The organism is Streptomyces sp. NPDC046122 (genome assembly GCF_056429965.1).
Genome location: NZ_JBWKLQ010000002.1, coordinates 912,329 through 927,583 on the forward strand (window position 1 = coordinate 912,329; position 15,255 = coordinate 927,583).

Annotated in this window: 12 protein-coding genes; 4 read left to right on the top strand and 8 right to left on the bottom strand. The window is 73.3% G+C overall.

The window, feature by feature from the left end; genetic code table 11:
- Positions 1–322: 322 nt before the first annotated feature.
- From alc to AC07FK_RS09000, 4 genes are all read right to left on the bottom strand, one after another.
- On the bottom strand, positions 323–1,519 hold the full coding sequence (gene alc / locus AC07FK_RS08985; RefSeq protein WP_479103821.1) for an allantoicase: 1,197 nt from the start codon (positions 1,517–1,519) through the stop codon (positions 323–325).
- A gap of 411 nt (positions 1,520–1,930) precedes the next feature.
- On the bottom strand, positions 1,931–2,839 hold the full coding sequence (locus AC07FK_RS08990; protein ID WP_479103823.1) for a LysR family transcriptional regulator: 909 nt from the start codon (positions 2,837–2,839) through the stop codon (positions 1,931–1,933).
- 53 nt (positions 2,840–2,892) lie between these two features.
- The gene (locus AC07FK_RS08995; RefSeq protein WP_479103954.1) at positions 2,893–3,897 is read right to left on the bottom strand and encodes a DMT family transporter; all 1,005 of its coding nucleotides are present in this window, start codon (positions 3,895–3,897) and stop codon (positions 2,893–2,895) included.
- A gap of 103 nt (positions 3,898–4,000) precedes the next feature.
- Positions 4,001–5,029 carry an EamA family transporter gene (locus tag AC07FK_RS09000; protein ID WP_479103824.1) on the bottom strand — a complete coding sequence of 343 codons (1,029 nt, stop codon included), beginning with the start codon at positions 5,027–5,029 and terminating at the stop codon, positions 4,001–4,003.
- A 167-nt stretch (positions 5,030–5,196) separates the two neighbouring features.
- Between AC07FK_RS09000 and AC07FK_RS09005 the strand changes: the two genes are divergently transcribed.
- Positions 5,197–5,703 carry a MarR family winged helix-turn-helix transcriptional regulator gene (locus AC07FK_RS09005; RefSeq protein ID WP_479103825.1) on the top strand — a complete coding sequence of 169 codons (507 nt, stop codon included), beginning with the start codon at positions 5,197–5,199 and terminating at the stop codon, positions 5,701–5,703.
- Between the two features lie 209 nt (positions 5,704–5,912).
- On the opposite strand, the gene AC07FK_RS09010 is transcribed toward AC07FK_RS09005, so the two are convergent.
- The 3 genes from AC07FK_RS09010 to AC07FK_RS09020 are packed head-to-tail and all read right to left on the bottom strand — an operon-like array spanning position 5,913 to position 8,605.
- Positions 5,913–6,143, bottom strand: a complete 231-nt coding sequence (locus tag AC07FK_RS09010; RefSeq protein WP_138896634.1) for a hypothetical protein — start codon at positions 6,141–6,143, stop codon at positions 5,913–5,915.
- Positions 6,144–6,163: 20 nt separating this feature from the next.
- The gene (malQ, locus tag AC07FK_RS09015; RefSeq protein ID WP_479103827.1) at positions 6,164–8,344 is read right to left on the bottom strand and encodes a 4-alpha-glucanotransferase; all 2,181 of its coding nucleotides are present in this window, start codon (positions 8,342–8,344) and stop codon (positions 6,164–6,166) included.
- The gene (locus AC07FK_RS09020) at positions 8,345–8,605 is read right to left on the bottom strand and encodes a hypothetical protein (RefSeq protein WP_479103829.1); all 261 of its coding nucleotides are present in this window, start codon (positions 8,603–8,605) and stop codon (positions 8,345–8,347) included. It abuts the gene before it with no gap.
- A gap of 186 nt (positions 8,606–8,791) precedes the next feature.
- Between AC07FK_RS09020 and AC07FK_RS09025 the strand changes: the two genes are divergently transcribed.
- Complete coding sequence (locus AC07FK_RS09025) at positions 8,792–11,842, top strand: beta-N-acetylglucosaminidase domain-containing protein (RefSeq protein WP_479103830.1); 3,051 nt, start codon at positions 8,792–8,794, stop codon at positions 11,840–11,842.
- 120 nt (positions 11,843–11,962) lie between these two features.
- Here the strand turns inward: AC07FK_RS09025 and AC07FK_RS09030 are convergent, their stop codons facing one another.
- Positions 11,963–12,499: an HNH endonuclease gene (locus AC07FK_RS09030; RefSeq protein ID WP_453405535.1), complete on the bottom strand. Its 537-nt coding sequence runs from the start codon at positions 12,497–12,499 to the stop codon at positions 11,963–11,965.
- 239 nt (positions 12,500–12,738) lie between these two features.
- Here AC07FK_RS09030 and AC07FK_RS09035 point away from each other — a divergent pair, with 239 nt between their 5' ends.
- Entirely contained in the window at positions 12,739–13,806 is a 1,068-nt protein-coding gene (locus AC07FK_RS09035; protein ID WP_479103832.1) for a mechanosensitive ion channel family protein, read from the top strand.
- Between the two features lie 270 nt (positions 13,807–14,076).
- The gene (locus AC07FK_RS09040) at positions 14,077–15,240 is read left to right on the top strand and encodes an ROK family transcriptional regulator (RefSeq protein ID WP_479103834.1); all 1,164 of its coding nucleotides are present in this window, start codon (positions 14,077–14,079) and stop codon (positions 15,238–15,240) included.
- Positions 15,241–15,255 lie beyond the last annotated feature (15 nt).

Below are 15,255 nucleotides of genomic sequence, written 5' to 3' on the forward strand. Positions count from 1 at the left end.
CGAGCCGCTCACCCGCCCGCCCTTGATACCGTTGACGAACCCGCTCGTGCACCCCGTTTGTGCGCCTCGTTCGCGCACGTGCTCGTGCCCCGTCCGTGCGCGTGCTCGTGCACCCGCTCACGAACCCGCAGGCACATCGAGAGGGCGCCCCCGCCTACCGGCAGGGGCGCCCTCCGCTCACGTTGAAACCGCCCGACGGCCGGGCGCTGTGCCGCTGCCGTCCGCCGGGCGGGGCCTTGGAGCCGGACTGCCGGCCGAGGCAGCCCGGAAACCGAACCGTGTGGGTACCGGCCTGGACCACCCACTGGGCCACTGGCCGGGGCTACTGGCCGGCGACGGCCTCGTACCGCGCCCGCAGCTCGTCCGCGCCCTGCTCGGTGAGCGCCCCGTGCAGGCGCATCCGGGCCACGCCGCCGTCGGGGAAGGCGTCGAGGCGTACGTGGGTGGCGACAGCCTGGGCGGCGAGCTTGAAGCGGTGCAGCGTGTCGGGCTGGAGCTTGGTGCGCGGAATGATCTCGAACCACTCACCGGTCTCGCCGTTGCGCCCGCTCAGGGCGATCCAGCCGGCGGAGTTCCCCTTGAGGTACGCCGTGTCGATCTCGACGGCGCGAATGGCGCCCTGCGCGACGAGCCGGAAGCGCACCCAGTCGTTGGTGTCGCGCACGCGACGGCGGCGGTTCTCCCACCCGTCGTCCATCTTGCGCGAGGTCCCCGGCAGGATGATCTGCGTCGGCGAGGAGTAGAACTTGTCGGAAGCGTCCTCGTACACGCCCCCGTTGAGTACGGAGACCAGGTCGACGGTCCCGAGCAGGTCGAGCCACTCGGGGTCGGGCACGACCTCACCGTGCACGCGGAGGCGGGCGACGCCGCCGTCGGGGTGCTGGCAGAGCCGCACGTGCGTGTAGCGGCGCTCGCTGGTGATCTCGAACCCGTTGGCGGCGTGACCGCGCACGGGCGTCATGGGGACGATCTCCTCCCACTTCACATCGGCGGCGAGCAGCTGCTCGGGGCTCGGCGAACCCTCCACGGAGGCCGCCTGGACGCTCACCCGCTGCGGGTAGTTGCCACGGAAGTGCGCGGTGTCGACGACGATGCCGCGAATGACGCCGGGGGCACCGAGGCGGACGATGGCCCAGTCGTGGTCGTCGGGCGCCGGGAAGGGGTGCGCGGCGTCGACGCCGCGTCGGCGGCGGGTCTCCCAGCCGTCCATGATCTTGCCCTTGTGCCCGAAGTGCTCCGGGTCGAAGACGGCTCGCTCGCGTACGAGGAGATTCTCGCGCTCGGCGAAGAACTCGTCGTTGGCGGCGATGACCCCGGCCCCGAGACGCCGGTCGGCCAGGTCGACGAGTTCGGTGAAGGCGAAGTCCCCACCCCGGTAGTCGGCGTACGGGTCGCCTCCCCCGTAGGGGGCGGCGTCGTTGGCGTGCGGGTCAGCGGCCTGCGCCGTCGCGTTCGCCGCCGTCGTCTGCGTCGTCTCGGTCGTCTTCTTCGTCGTCTTCGCCGTCTTCGCCGTCGTCATGGAATGACTGTCACATTGGCCGAACGGTCAGGTCCATCGAAAGTTTCTGGACAAGCTTTTAAGTGCAACTGAACGGTCGCGATGCGTGATGCGTGGGCACTCTCGCGCATCGGCCGGTGAGGGCACTGTGGAGTTCGGTTCACCCCACGCCCCGCGCATGGACCGGATAAGGCCCGCAGGTCGACCCGACCCACCAACCACCCACCAACCCGGGCGCTCACGCCGGTCCGGAATCGCGGTGTCGCACCAACAACCGTCGCCGCACCCGCCGAGACTGGGGCCGCACCACCCACAAACCGTCCGCACCCCCACCCACATCACCCGCAAGCCACCAAACCGACCCGCACCACAATCCGAGTACCCCCGCCCCACCCACGAAGCCCTCCGAAGGAACGAGTGGCCCCCCACCCCTCACCCCCGCCGTGCCGTGGCGACCTCGCGGAGGGCCGACAGGACGCGGGCCACCGCAGGGCCCGCTTCCGCTCCTCGGCGCACCGCCGCCACCACGTGGCGCTGGGGCTGATCCGCGCTCAGGACCCGCATCACCACGCCCGTTCGCCGCTCCGCCGCCGCCATCCGCGGCACCAGCGCGACGCCCATTCCCGCCTCCACCATCGCCAGGATCGCCGTCCACCCGGCCGCACTGTGAGCCTGATCCGGTACGAAGCCCGCCGCCTCGCACGCGTGGCGCGTGATCTCCGACCACGGCCCGCTCCCACCGAAGATCCACGGCTCGCCCGAGAGGTCCGCGAGCCTCAGACCCGGCGCCGCCGCCTTCGGGTGTCCCGCCGGGAGCGCCACGTCGAGCGGGTCCGCCAGCAGCGGCACGCGGGCCAGTTGCTGGTCGCGGGCGGTCGGCGCGTGCGCCGCCAGCGACAGCGCCAGGTCCACCGCCCCGCTCGCCAGCAGCTCGTACGCCTCCGCCGCCTCCGCCTCCCGCACCCGCACCTCCAGCGCAGGATGCGTCGTACGGAGTCGCTGCACCGCCGGCACCACCAGCGCGGGCACGGCCGTCGAGAACGCCCCCACCCGCACCTCCCCCGCCTCCCCGCGTACGTAGCCCGTCAACTCGGCGTCCGCCTGCTCGAGTTGGGCGAAGACCGCCTCCGCGTGCCGCAGCACCAGGTGGGCGGCGTCCGTCAGACGCACCCGCCGTCCGTGCGCCTCCAGCAGGGGTACGCCGAGCTGCTTGCCGAGGTTGGAGAGTTGCTGCGAGACGGCCGACGGCGTCATCATCAGCGCCTCGGCCGTCGCGGTGACGGTTCCCCGGTCGCGCAGGGTCCGCAGAATCCGCAGCTTCTTGATGTCCCACTCGATCATGGGACGGAATGTATCCCGACGTCCGTGCAGGTCGACGGCGAAAGCCCCACCCGTCACCTTCGTCCCCCACCTGTCACCCTCGTCCCCGAGCCGTCACCTTCCCGCTCGTCCCCCCAGCCGTCACCTTCCCGGTTCGTCCCCCCAGCTGTCACCTTCCCGGCTCGCCCCCGCCCCGCGCCCAGCATCACTCCGCCCAGGATCAGCGCCATGCACACGATCTGCGCCGGGCCCGTCGCCTCGCCCAGCACGGCGAAGGACAGCAGGGCGACGCACACCGGCTGGAGGTAGTAGACGACGCCCGCCCTCGCCGCGCCGACCAGCGCGATCGCCTTGTTCCAGGCGAAGAACGCGACGGCGGAGGAGAAGACACCCACGTAGACCAGCGGGCCGACCGTTCCCGCCGTCGCCTCGAAGCCGCCTTGGAGCGACAGGCTGACGGCGTACGCCGGCGACAGCATCAACGCGCCCAGCACGAACGTGCTGAAGAGGAACGCCAGTCCTCCGATCTCCGCCGGCTTGCGGCGCAGCAACGCACTGTACGAGCCGAAACAGACCGCCGCCGCCAGCATCCACAGGTCCCCTGCGGCGAAGTCCACGTCGAGCGAGCCCTTGCTGACCAGGAGCAGCACCCCGGCGCAGGCCACCAGCATCCCGCACGTGCGGCGGGCGCCGATGCGGGCGCCTCCCAGGCGTTCGTACACGGCCATCAGGACGGGCGAAGCGGCCATGATCATGCCCATGTTGCCGGCCGACGTCGAGAGGCCCGCCTGGTTCACCAAGGTGTTGTAGACCGTGACGCCGAGGAGCGAGGCCAGGACGACGAAGCCCAAGTGGGCTCGTAGTAAGGCCCGTTGGCGCCATGACTGGCGGGCCGCGAAGGGGGTCACGGCAGCGATCGCCACGATCCAGCGCCAGAAGGCCGCCTGTACGGGAGGGACGGAATCGTGGAGGGCGCGGGAGGTGACGAAGCTGCCGGACCAGACGACCGTGGCGACGGCCGCGAGCACGAGCCCCGCCACCGCCGCCGCCGTTTCGGTCCTCGCCCCCGTCACCGTCACGGCCTGCGGCTCAGTGCCGATGCGGGCGCGGTCCCGGCCTACTGCCACTGGTGTTCCCTCCGACGGCTCTCGTCCCGTGGGCGAGTCCGCCCTTGGTTTCGGCCTACCGTCGCACCACGCCAATCATCAGGTCCATCGAATCTTTTCGATCGTATCTTTTAGGTGAGCTGAAAGGATGTGGGTTCGGCGAATTCGACAGCTTCGGCGGCTTCGACGACCCCGACGACTCCGGCGACTCGGACGACTTCCGCCGTTTCGGCGACTTCGGCGGCTTCGACGGCCTTGAGAAGGTCATCTGGCCGAACAGTGTCGCGCCGAGCGCGATCGCCATCCCCAGGAGTTGCACCGGCGTCAGCGTCTCGCCGAGCGCCGCCCAGCCGATCACTGCCGCGGTGAGCGGCGACAGGGGGCCGAGGAAGGTCACCGAGGTCGCGGTGAGCCGGCCGATGCCCCGGAACCAGAGCCAGTACGCGACCGCCGTGTTCACCAGCGCGAGGTAGAGGTAACCGGCGGCGGCCCGCCCGTCGAGCGCCGGGGGCGCGCCCTCCACCAGGAAGGCGACGGGCGCGATCAGCAGGCCGCCGGCGGTCAGCTGCCAGCCGGTCATGACCAGCGGGCCCACTCCGTCGGGCCGTCCCCACCGCTTGGTGAGCACGGTGCCGGCTGCCATGGAGGCGGACGAGGCCAGTGCCGCCACCACGCCGATCGCGTCCAGCGAGGCGGTGGCGCGCAGCACCACCAGGCTTACGCCGAGCGCCGCGGCGATGCCGGTGAGCAGGGTGCGTACGGTCGGTTTCTCGCTCAGGAGCAGCACCGCGAGTCCGGCCACCCACAGCGGCCCCAGCGAGCCGAAGACCGCGGCCATACCGCCGGGCAGGCGGTACGCGGAGAGGAAGAGCAGCGGGAAGAACGCCCCGATGTTCAGCGCCCCGAGCGTCGCCGCCTTGGCCCACCAGGCGCCGCGCGGAAGGGTCCGGGCGACCGCCAGCAGTACGAGCCCCGCGGGCAGGGCCCGCATCAGACCGGTGAAGAGCGGGCGGTCGGGCGGCAGGAATTCGGTGGTGACGGCGTACGTCGAGCCCCAGGAGATGGGCGCGAGCGCGGTGAGCGCGATGGTCCCGGCACGGTTCATGGGTTTCAGCCCCCGAGGAAACGTTGTGGCGGAGTCGGTGGTGGGTGGTAGGTGGTTGGGGATATAGCTTAGACCTAAGCTACTTATTGGCAAGCTACTTGAGGGGAATTAACTTCCTTGCAAGCACCTTTCTTGCGGCCGAGCTGGAGCCTTCGGATACTGCCGTCATGACCACACAGGCCGACAAGGACCCCGTCGACGCCATCACCGCCCAGTGGGCCGAGGTGCGCCCGGATCTCGACACCGCGCCGATGGCTGTCTTCGGCCGTGTCTACCGCGTCGCGCGCGCCATGGGCGACCGCATGGAGAAGGCGTACGACAGGTTCGGGATCTCGCGCGGCGAGTTCGACGTCCTGGCGACGCTCCGCCGCTCCGGCGAGCCGTACACGCTCTCGCCGCGCCAGCTCTCCGCGACGCTGATGCTCACGACCGGCGGGATGACGGGCCGGCTCGACAAGCTGGAGCGGGCCGGGCTGCTCAGCCGGAGCCCCGACCCGCACGACCGGCGCGGGCTGCGGGTGACGCTGTCGGAGCGCGGCCTCGCGACCGTCGACGAAGCCGTGGCGGCGGGGCTGGCACTGCAGCACCAGGCGCTCGAAGGGTTCGGCGAGGAACAGGTGGAGCAGCTTCAGGAGCTGCTGCGCCAGCTACTGGCCGGCGTCCACAAGGTCTGACCCGAGGTCCGGTCCACGTCCGGTCGAAGTCCCGCCCCCGTCCGGTCCAGCTCCGGTCGAGGCGGGGGAAGGACGGCGGCCCCGAGGTCCGGCTGCCGTGGTGCCCGGGCCGGGCCGCCGTGCGAACGCGTCGAGGGCGCCTCCGGTGGAGGCGCCCTCGACGAAAGGTCAGGCGTGTGCGGGGCGGGCCCGTCGGCTCCGCCTGTGGGTCAGCTCTGCTTCTTGGACTTGTCCAGCACCATGACGAGTCCCGCGATCACCACGAACAGGGCGATCGGAGCCACGACATACAGGCCGAGCGTCTCGGCCACACTCAGGCCGGATCCCGGGTCGTCACCGTCGTCCGGCGTGAGCGCGAGCGCGGGGGACGACATGAGCAGCATCATCAGCGTCGTACCGGCCGCTACAGCACCGGCGCGCAGGGCGTTCTTCTTGTCCACGGTGCCAACCTAGCGAACGGCTACGAGGGCCGCGCGCCCGGGGGTGCCGTACGGGTCCGGAAAGCGGCGATCAGGTCGTGCAGGCGGGGTGAGGCGGCCAGTTCCTCCAGGGTTGTGGGACGTCCTTCGGCGTCGGCGACCGGCAGGCGCCAGTTCGGGTACTGGTCCCAGGTGCCCGGCAGGTTCTGCGGCCGGCGATCGCCCACCGCGTCCGGCAGCCAGATGCCGACCATGCGGGCCGGGGTGCGCAGCAGGAAGCGGTAGACGGCGCGGATCTCGCCCTCCTCGTCGCCCGCGCCCTCCGGCAACAGACCGAGCCGGGCCAGGTACGACAGCCAGTCGGCCACCTCTACGGCCGCCTCGGCCCGTTCTTCCTCCAGCGGGCGCGTGAGCAGTCCGAGCCGGTGGCGCAGTGCGACGTGCTCGCCCGTCAGGCGGGCGGCCGTGGAGGGCAGGTCGTGGGTGGTGGCGGTGGCGAGGCAGTGCTCGCGCCAGTGTTCCGGGGGGAGCGGTTCGCCCGTGCCGGCCCAGTCGCGCTCGAACCACATCACCGACGTGCCGGACACGCCGCGCTCGGCGAGCGCGTCCCGCACCCCCGGCTCGACCGTCCCCAGGTCCTCCCCTATGACGCTCGCTCCCGCCAGGTGGGCCTCCAGGGCGAGTACGGCGAGCATCGCCTGGGCGTCGTAGCGGACGTACGTGCCGTCGGTCGGGCGGCGGCCCTGCGGGATCCACCAGAGCCGGAACAGCCCCATCACGTGGTCGATGCGCAGGGCGCCGGCGTGGCGCAGGAGGCCGCGCAGCAGGCCGCGGAAGGGGGCGTACGCGGCGGCGGCCAGGACGTCGGGGCGCCACGGGGGCAGGCCCCAGTCCTGGCCGAGCGCGTTGAAGGCGTCGGGGGGCGCGCCGACGGACATGCCTCGGGCGTACGCGTGCTGCTGTGCCCAGGCGTCGGCGCCGCCCGGGTGCACGCCGACGGCCAGGTCGTGGACGATGCCGACGGGCATGCCCGCATCGCGGGCGGCGCCCTGCGCGGCGGCGAGCTGGCAGTCGGTGAGCCATGCCAGCCAGCCGTGCAGGTCGACGCGGTCGTGCAGCTCGCAGCGGGCGCGCTCGACGGCGGCGGAGTGCGGGTCGTCCCGCAGCTCGGCCGGCCAGGCGTGCCAGTCGGGCCCGTGCACCTCGGCCAGCGCGCACCAGGTGGCGTGGTCCTCCAGCGCCGTGCCCTGTTCGGCCAGGAAGTCGCAGTAGGCGGCGCGGCGGCCGGGGCCGAGCGGGACCGCGCGGAGGATTTCGAGGGCCCGCTTCTTCAGCTGCCACACGGCGTCGCGGTCGATCAGCTCGCCCTTGTTGAGGACGCCGTCGCGCAGGGTGGCGGCCCGGTCGAGCAGTTCGTCGATACGGACGCGGTCCGCCGGCGGGACGTGGGCGTACTCCGGGACGTCCTCGACCCGCAGGTGGACGGGGTCGGGGAAGCGCCGGGAGGACGGGCGGTACGGCGACGGGTCGGTGGGCGTGCCCGGGACGGCCGCGTGCAGCGGGTTGATCTGGACGAAGCCGACGCCGAGGGAACGGCCGGACCAGGCGGCGAGCTCGGCCAGGTCGCCGAGGTCCCCCATGCCCCAGGAGCGCCGGGAGAGGAGGGAGTAGAGCTGCACCATGAACCCGTAGGTGCGGCCGGGGGGCTGCGGCACGCGGGCGGGCGCGACGACGAGTGCGGCGGCGTCCTCCCGGCCCTCCGGCGTGCGGACGGTCAGCCGGTGCACGCCGAGGGGCACCTGTCCCCAGCCCTCGCCGCCCGCCGGGCCGCCGTCGCTCGTCGCGGCCGGGGCGGCGGGCGGCGGGGCGGAGTCGGCGACGGGTTCGGGCACGTCGGGGGCCGGGACGTCCCATTCCACGGCCGGGCCCTGCTCCGTCTCGACGCGCAGGCGGGTGCCCGGCGGCAGGCCGGCGAGGGCGGGCGGCGGCTGGGGGCCGGCCGGGCCCGCCCAGGACACCAGCGTGGCGGGCAGCAGGCGGCGGGCGGCGGCGGCCTCGTGCGCCTCGAGGGCCGTACGCACCGCCTCGGGCGTGCGCGCGTCGACGCCGAGGGCCGCGAGAACGGCCACCACCGTGTCGTCGGGGACCTGGAGCGTGCGGTGTGCCGAAGGCTGGTAGGACGTGGCGACGCCGTGCAGGGCCGCCAGCCGGGCAAGGCCCATCTAGACCCCCAGGGGCTCCACGCCCGATGCCGTGCCGTGGGCTGTCGGTTCGCTGGTCAGGGGGGCGGCGTCGGCCATCGGGGGCTCGCTGGTGAGCGGGGCGGCGTCGGCCATGGGCGGTTCGCTGGTCAGCGGCGGCTCGCAGGTGAGCAGCGGCTCCGCGAATGCCGCGTCGTCGAAGGGGAACGCGTCGTCGAGCTGGGTACGGGGAGCGGGCACGGGTTTGGACAGGGCGGAGAGAAGGAGCTGTGCAGCGGCCACAGGGGGGCCTCCCTACGGTGGGCTAAGTGGTCACAGCAGCCCTACCCAGAGGACACGGCCGCAGACGTATACGTTCCATCAACGTGGCCCGCGTCACACCTGGTTCGCCGTACGAAAATTGACAGTCGGCCGGACGGGTGGTGGGCTCGGGGCCCACAGGAAGCTGACGCGACTGAGGAGACGGCCGTGCAGTTCGGGCGCAGGAGAGGCGCGAGGGGCGCGACCGCCGTCGCGGTCGCTGTGATCGGTGGACTGCTCGGCGGTTCGCACGGAGCGTTCGCCGTCCCCTCCGACCCGGGCCCCGGCTCCCCCGCCGCCGCGAAGCCGGACCGCGGGAACGACGCCGCCGCACCGCCGTCCGTCTGGCCCCGGCCGCAGTCGATGCGGGCCGCCGGACAGCCGGTGCCGGTGGGCGGGGAAGCGGTGCTCGTCGCGGAGGCGGATACGGATCCGTACGCGCTGAAAGCGCTCGGCGACGTCCTGCGCGACGCGGGTGTGAAGACGCTCTACACCGTGCGGCCCGACGAGGCGCTGCCCGCGCGCGGCCTGGTCGTACGGGCGGGCGGCACCGGCGCGAACGACGCGCTGCGCGCCCTGCGCTCACCCGAACGCGCCGATCTGCCGCCCGGGGGCTACCGGATAGCCGTCGGCGACGTCGGCGGGCGCGACACGGTGGCGCTCGACGGCGTCGGGGACGACGGCCTGTTCCACGCGGCCCAGACCCTGCGTCAACTGGTGACCGCCGGTCCGGACGGCCGGGGGAAGCGGATCGCGGGAGTCGCCGTCCGGGACTGGCCGGGGACGGCCGTGCGCGGCATGACCGAGGGCTTCTACGGGCAGCCGTGGACCCGCGAAGAGCGGGCCGCGCAGATCGACTTCATGGCCCGTACGAAGCAGAACCGGTACCTCTACGCCCCCGGCGACGACCCGTACCGGCAGGCCCGATGGCGCGACCCGTACCCGGCGGAGCAGCGCGCGGACTTCCGGGCGCTCGCGGAGCAGGCCCGCGCCCACCACGTGACGCTCGGCTGGGCCGTGGCTCCCGGGCAGGCCATGTGCATGTCGTCCGACGACGACGTCAGGGCGATGAACCGCAAGTTCGACGCCATGTGGGCGCTGGGCGTGCGGTCCTTCCAGCTCCAGTTCCAGGACGTCAGCTACAGCGAGTGGCACTGCGGCGCGGACGCCGACACGTTCGGGTCGGGACCGGAGGCGGCGGCGAAGGCGCACGCTCGGGTGGCCAACGCGGTGGCGCGGCACCTCGCGGAGCGGCATCCGGGGTCCGAGCCGCTGTCCGTGATGCCGACGGAGTTCTACCAGGAGGGCGACACCGACTACCGGCGGGCGCTCGCCGCCGAGCTGGACGGCGGGGTGCACGTGGCGTGGACGGGTGTCGGCGTCGTCCCGAAGACGATCACCGGACGTGAACTCGCCGGTGCGCGCGCCGCGTTCGGCCATCCGCTGGTCACCATGGACAACTACCCGGTCAACGACTACGCGCAGGACCGTATCTTCCTCGGCCCGTACACCGGCCGGGACCCCGCCGTGGCGTCCGGCTCCGCCGCCCTCCTCGCCAACGCCATGGAGCAGGCTTCGGCCTCCCGCATCCCGCTGTTCACCGCCGCCGACTACGCCTGGAACCCCCGCGGCTACCGGCCGCAGGAGTCCTGGGAGGCCGCGATGGACGACCTCGCGGGCGACGGCGCCCCGGCCCGCGCGGCGATGCGGGCGCTGGCGGGCAACCACGCCTCGTCCGTGCTGGGCGGGGAGGAGTCGGCGTACCTGCGGCCGCTCATCGAGGGCTTCTGGCGGACCCGGGCGTCCGCCGACGCGGGCGAGCGGGACGCGGCGGCGCGGAAGCTGCGCGACGCGTTCACGGTGATGCGCGACGCCCCGCTGCGGCTCCGGGACTCCGCGGGCGGCGCCTTCGACGACGAAGTACGGCCGTGGACCGAGCAGCTGGCGCGGTACGGCAGGGCGGGCGAACTGTCCGTCGACCTGCTCCAGGCGCAGGCGCGCGGCGACGGTCCGGCCGCCTGGCGCGCCTCGCTCGGCCTGGACGCGCTGCGCGGCTCCCTGAAGGCGAGCCGGGTCACCGTCGGCGCGGGGGTGCTCGACCCCTTCCTGGTGCGGGTCGTCAGGGCGGCGGACGCCTGGACCGGCGCGGACCGTGCGGCGGGCGACGTCGCGGAGGAAGCCGGTGCGTACACGGTCCGGTTCGACCGGGCGCGGCCCGTCGAGGCGCTGACCGCCATGACGGAGCCGGGTACGGGCGAGGGCGCGGCGCTGGAGGCCCATGTTCCGCGCGAGGGCTGGCGGCGCGTGGGCACGCTGTCGGACAGCGGCTGGACGCAGACGGACACCCGGCGGGCGCGGGTCGACGCCGTGCGCCTGACCTGGGACGAGGCCGGTGACGGGAGTGCGCCCGTCGTGCACCGGGTGGTGCCCTGGTTCGCGGACGAGCCGCGGGCGGGGCTGCGGCTGGAGCGGAGCGAGACGGACGCGGTGATCGGCGGCAGCCTGCCGGAGCGCGTCACGGTACGGCTGACCGGGCAGCGGCCCGGTGAGGTCCGCGGCCGGCTGACGGCGCGGGCCCCGAAGGGCATCGAGGTCCGCACGCCCCGGGCGACCACGGTGCCGCGCGGCGCGTCCACCGCCGTGCCGCTCGACGTCCGGGTGGACGAGGCGGTGCCGGCGGGCGAGTACAAGGTGCCGGTGTCCTTCGACGGGCAGGACAGCGTCCTCACGGTGCGCGCCTTCCCGCGTACGGGCGGGCCCGACCTGGTCCGGGCCGCGGGTGTGCGGGTGTCGTCGTCCGGTGACGAGACCGCCGACTTCACGGCGCCGAACGCGAGCGACGGCGACCCGGCGACCCGGTGGACGTCACCGATCGGCCCCTCGGCGTGGTGGCAGGCGGAGCTCGCGGAACCGGTGCGGCTCGGGCAGGTCGTACTGCACTGGCAGGAGGCGTACGCGAAGAGGTACCGCGTCCAGGTCTCCGAGGACGGCCGCACGTGGCGCACGGCGGCGACGGTCAGGGACGGGCGGGGCGGCCGCGAGGCGGTCCGGATGGACGCCGGGAACGCGCGCTTCGTGCGGGTGCAGTGCGACGAGCGGGCGCTGCCGTTCGGCTACTCGCTGTTCGCGGTGGAGGCGTACGCGGTGGACGCGGCGGATGCGGATGACGCGCGGGACACGGGAGCCGACACCACGGGAGACGCCGGAGACCGGGAGTAGCGGCCGGAGGAGCGGCTTCCGGGCACGGCACCCAGCGCCGCAGAGGTGGGCTCCGGACGTGGACCTCAAGCGCCGGACGGCTGGACTCCGGGCGCGGCGCCGGCGAAGCCCGCCGGGCATTCAGGCGGAGATGCCGTCGATCCGGGCCAGTGCGTCGTCCGCGCCGAACGGCTGCAGGTACGGGAGCCAGCGCGGGTCCCGGTGGCCGGTGCCGATGATCCGCCAGGCCAGTCCGGACGGCGGCGCCGGCTGATGGCGCAGCCGCCAGCCGAGCTCCATGAGGTGCCGGTCGGCCTTGACGTGGTTGCAGCGGCGGCAGGCGGCCACCACGTTCTCCCACGCGTGCTGCCCGCCCCGGCTGCGCGGAACCACGTGGTCGACGCTGGTTGCGACGCCACCGCAGTACATGCAGCGCCCGCCGTCCCTGGCGAAGAGCGCACGGCGGGTGAGAGGAACGGGCCCCCGGTAGGGGACCCGTACGAACCGTTTCAGCCGCACGACGCTGGGTGCGGGGACAGCGCGGGTCGCGCTGTGCATGTAGGCGCCGGACTCCTCGAGGCAGAGAGCCTTGTTCTCCAGGACGAGGACGAGCGCGCGGCGGAGCGGTACGACGCCGAGCGGCTCGTACGACGCGTTGAGGACCAGGACATGCGGCACGGATGCCTCCTATTACGCCGGCGGCGCGTGGCTCGCGCCGGGACGATCTGCTCTCAGTCTCCCCTCATGCCTGGGCGAAACGCCACCACGTCCCGGTAACGGGCTCGAAGTGTTTTCGACCACACCACCTTCATGCCCTGGTGAGTCTTGTCTCTCCCTCGCACAGCGAGCCGGAGCACGCGGGATGCCCCGTTAGTGTGGTTGGTCTGTTGTCGTCCGCCCCGCCTGGAGGTCCCGCCGTGCTCTGGTCCGTCCTGTCGGCCGTTGATCCGTCGCCCGAGCCCGTCACTCTCGACGATGCGGCGCAGCAGGCGAACAACGCCGCGAGCTGGGTCGAGCAGAACTGGTCCACCTGGCTGAGCGTGGGCCTGCGGATCCTGCTGATCGTCGTGATAGCCGCCGTGCTGCGCACGGTCGTCCGCCGGTCGCTCACCAAGCTGATAGCCCGCATGAACCGCAGCGCCCAGGCGGTCGAGGGCACCGCGCTCGGCGGTCTGCTGGTGAACGCCGAGCGGCGGCGCCAGCGCTCGGAGGCGATCGGTTCCGTCCTGCGCTCCGTCGCGTCGTTCCTGATCCTCGGCACGGCCGCCCTGATGGTGCTCGGCGCGCTCAACATCAACCTCGCGCCGCTCCTGGCCTCGGCGGGCGTCGCCGGTGTCGCGCTCGGTTTCGGCGCCCGCAACCTCGTCACCGACTTCCTCTCCGGCGTCTTCATGATCCTGGAGGACCAGTACGGCGTCGGGGACAGCATCGACGCGGGTGTGGCGTCCGGCGAGGTCATCGAGGTCGGCCTGCGCGTGACGAAGCTGCGCGGCGACAACGGCGAGATCTGGTACGTCCGCAACGGTGAGATCAAGCGGATCGGCAACCTCAGCCAGGGCTGGGCCACGGCCGGAGTCGACGTACAGGTGCGTCCCACGGAGGACCTGGACCGGGTGCGCGAGGTGATCCTGGAGGCCGCCGCCGAGCTCGCCAAGGACGAGCCGTGGAACGAGCTGCTGTGGGGCCCGGTCGAGGTGCTCGGCCTGGACTCGGTGCTGCTCGACTCGATGGTGGTGCGGGTCTCCGCGAAGACGATGCCGGGCAAGGCGCTCGGGGTCGAGCGGGAACTGCGCTGGCGCATCAAGCGGGCCTTCGACCGGGCGGGCATCCGGATCGTCGGCGGCCCCGCGGCGGTCGGCGACGAGGACGCCCCGGCCGACCCGGCGGCGGGCATGTCGGCGCCGTCCGCCCTGGCCAGCCCGACGTCTCCGCAGTCGCTCGCCGCGTCGCCGATACCGGCGCCCGCCACAAACCTCAACAAGTAGGCCGGTACGTCCGCGCGTCCTTCCCGCGCCCCCGCAGGTAACGCTTTGCTTGTTGCCGCGGGGGCGCGGTGCGTGGAAGAGCCCTTGACGGGCGCCTGTGGGCGTCCTACGTTCGACTCACTGGACAGGAAACTTTCCTAACAGTGTCTTTCCTCGTCTGCGGGGATACTGAGGGCCGGGTAGCCGAAGGGTGGGTGCATTGCCGTGGCCGGAACGCCGAGCACGCCGGGGACACCTGGCACGCCTGGCACGCCGAGCGTTCTGCGCGCGATGAACGACCGCGCCGCCCTCGACCTCCTCCTGGAGCACGGCCCGCTCTCCCGCACGAGGATCGGCAAGCTCACCGGCCTCTCCAAACCCACCGCGTCCCAGTTGCTCGTCCGCCTGGAGAGCGCCGGCCTCGTCGTCGCCACCGGCACGACCGAGGGCCGCCCGGGGCCCAACGCCCAGCTGTACGCCGTCAACGCGCGGGCGGCGTACGTCGCCGGTCTCGACGTGACGCCCCGGCGCATCCGGGCCGCCGTGGCCGACATCACCGGCGCGACCGCCGGTGAGTTCGACCTGGCGACCCCCGGCCGCCGCGCCGAGTCCGTGGTGCACCAGGTGACCGACGCGCTCGACGGCGCGGTGAAGGCCGCCGGACTCGTACGGGCCGACGTACGCCGGGTCGTCATCGGCACCCCGGGCGCCTTCGACCCCGGCACCGGACGCCTGCGGTACGCCTCCCACCTCCCCGGCTGGCACTCCCCCACCCTCCTCGACGACCTGGCGGCAGCTCTGCCCATGCCCGTCGAGTACGAGAACGACGTGAACCTCGCCGCCGTCGCCGAGCAGCGGCTGGGCGTGGCGCGCGGCCACCGGGACTTCGTGCTGCTGTGGAACCACGGCGGCCTCGGGGCCGCGCTGGTCATCGGCGGCCGGCTGCACCGCGGCTGGACCGGTGGCGCCGGTGAGGTCGGGTTCATGCCGGTGCCCGGCACGCCGCTCGTGCGCCGGGTGACCAAGGCCAACTCCGGCGGCTTCCAGGAACTGGCGGGCGGGCAGGCGGTGCCCCGGCTGGCCCGTGAGCTCGGCATCGCGGTGCCGCCGGGCGAGACGTACATCGACGAGGCGGTCGCGCTGCTCGGCGAGGCGTCCCGGGCCGCCGACGGGCCGTACCGGGAGCTCCTCCAGGCGTTCGCGACCGGCCTCGCGACCGGCCTCGCCGCCATGGTCGCCGTCCTCGACCCGGAGCTGGTGGTGCTGTCCGGCGGGGTGCTCGTCGCCGGCGGCGAGCCGCTGCGCGCGCTGGTCCAGGCGGAGCTGGCCGAGCTCGCCGCCCCCCGGCCCCGGCTCGTCATCGGCTGCGTACAGGACGAGCCCGTACTGCGCGGGGCGCTGGAGAGCGCCCTCGCCACCACGCGCGACGAGGTCTTCGACACCACCTCCCGCTAGCGCTGTTCTCCTGCT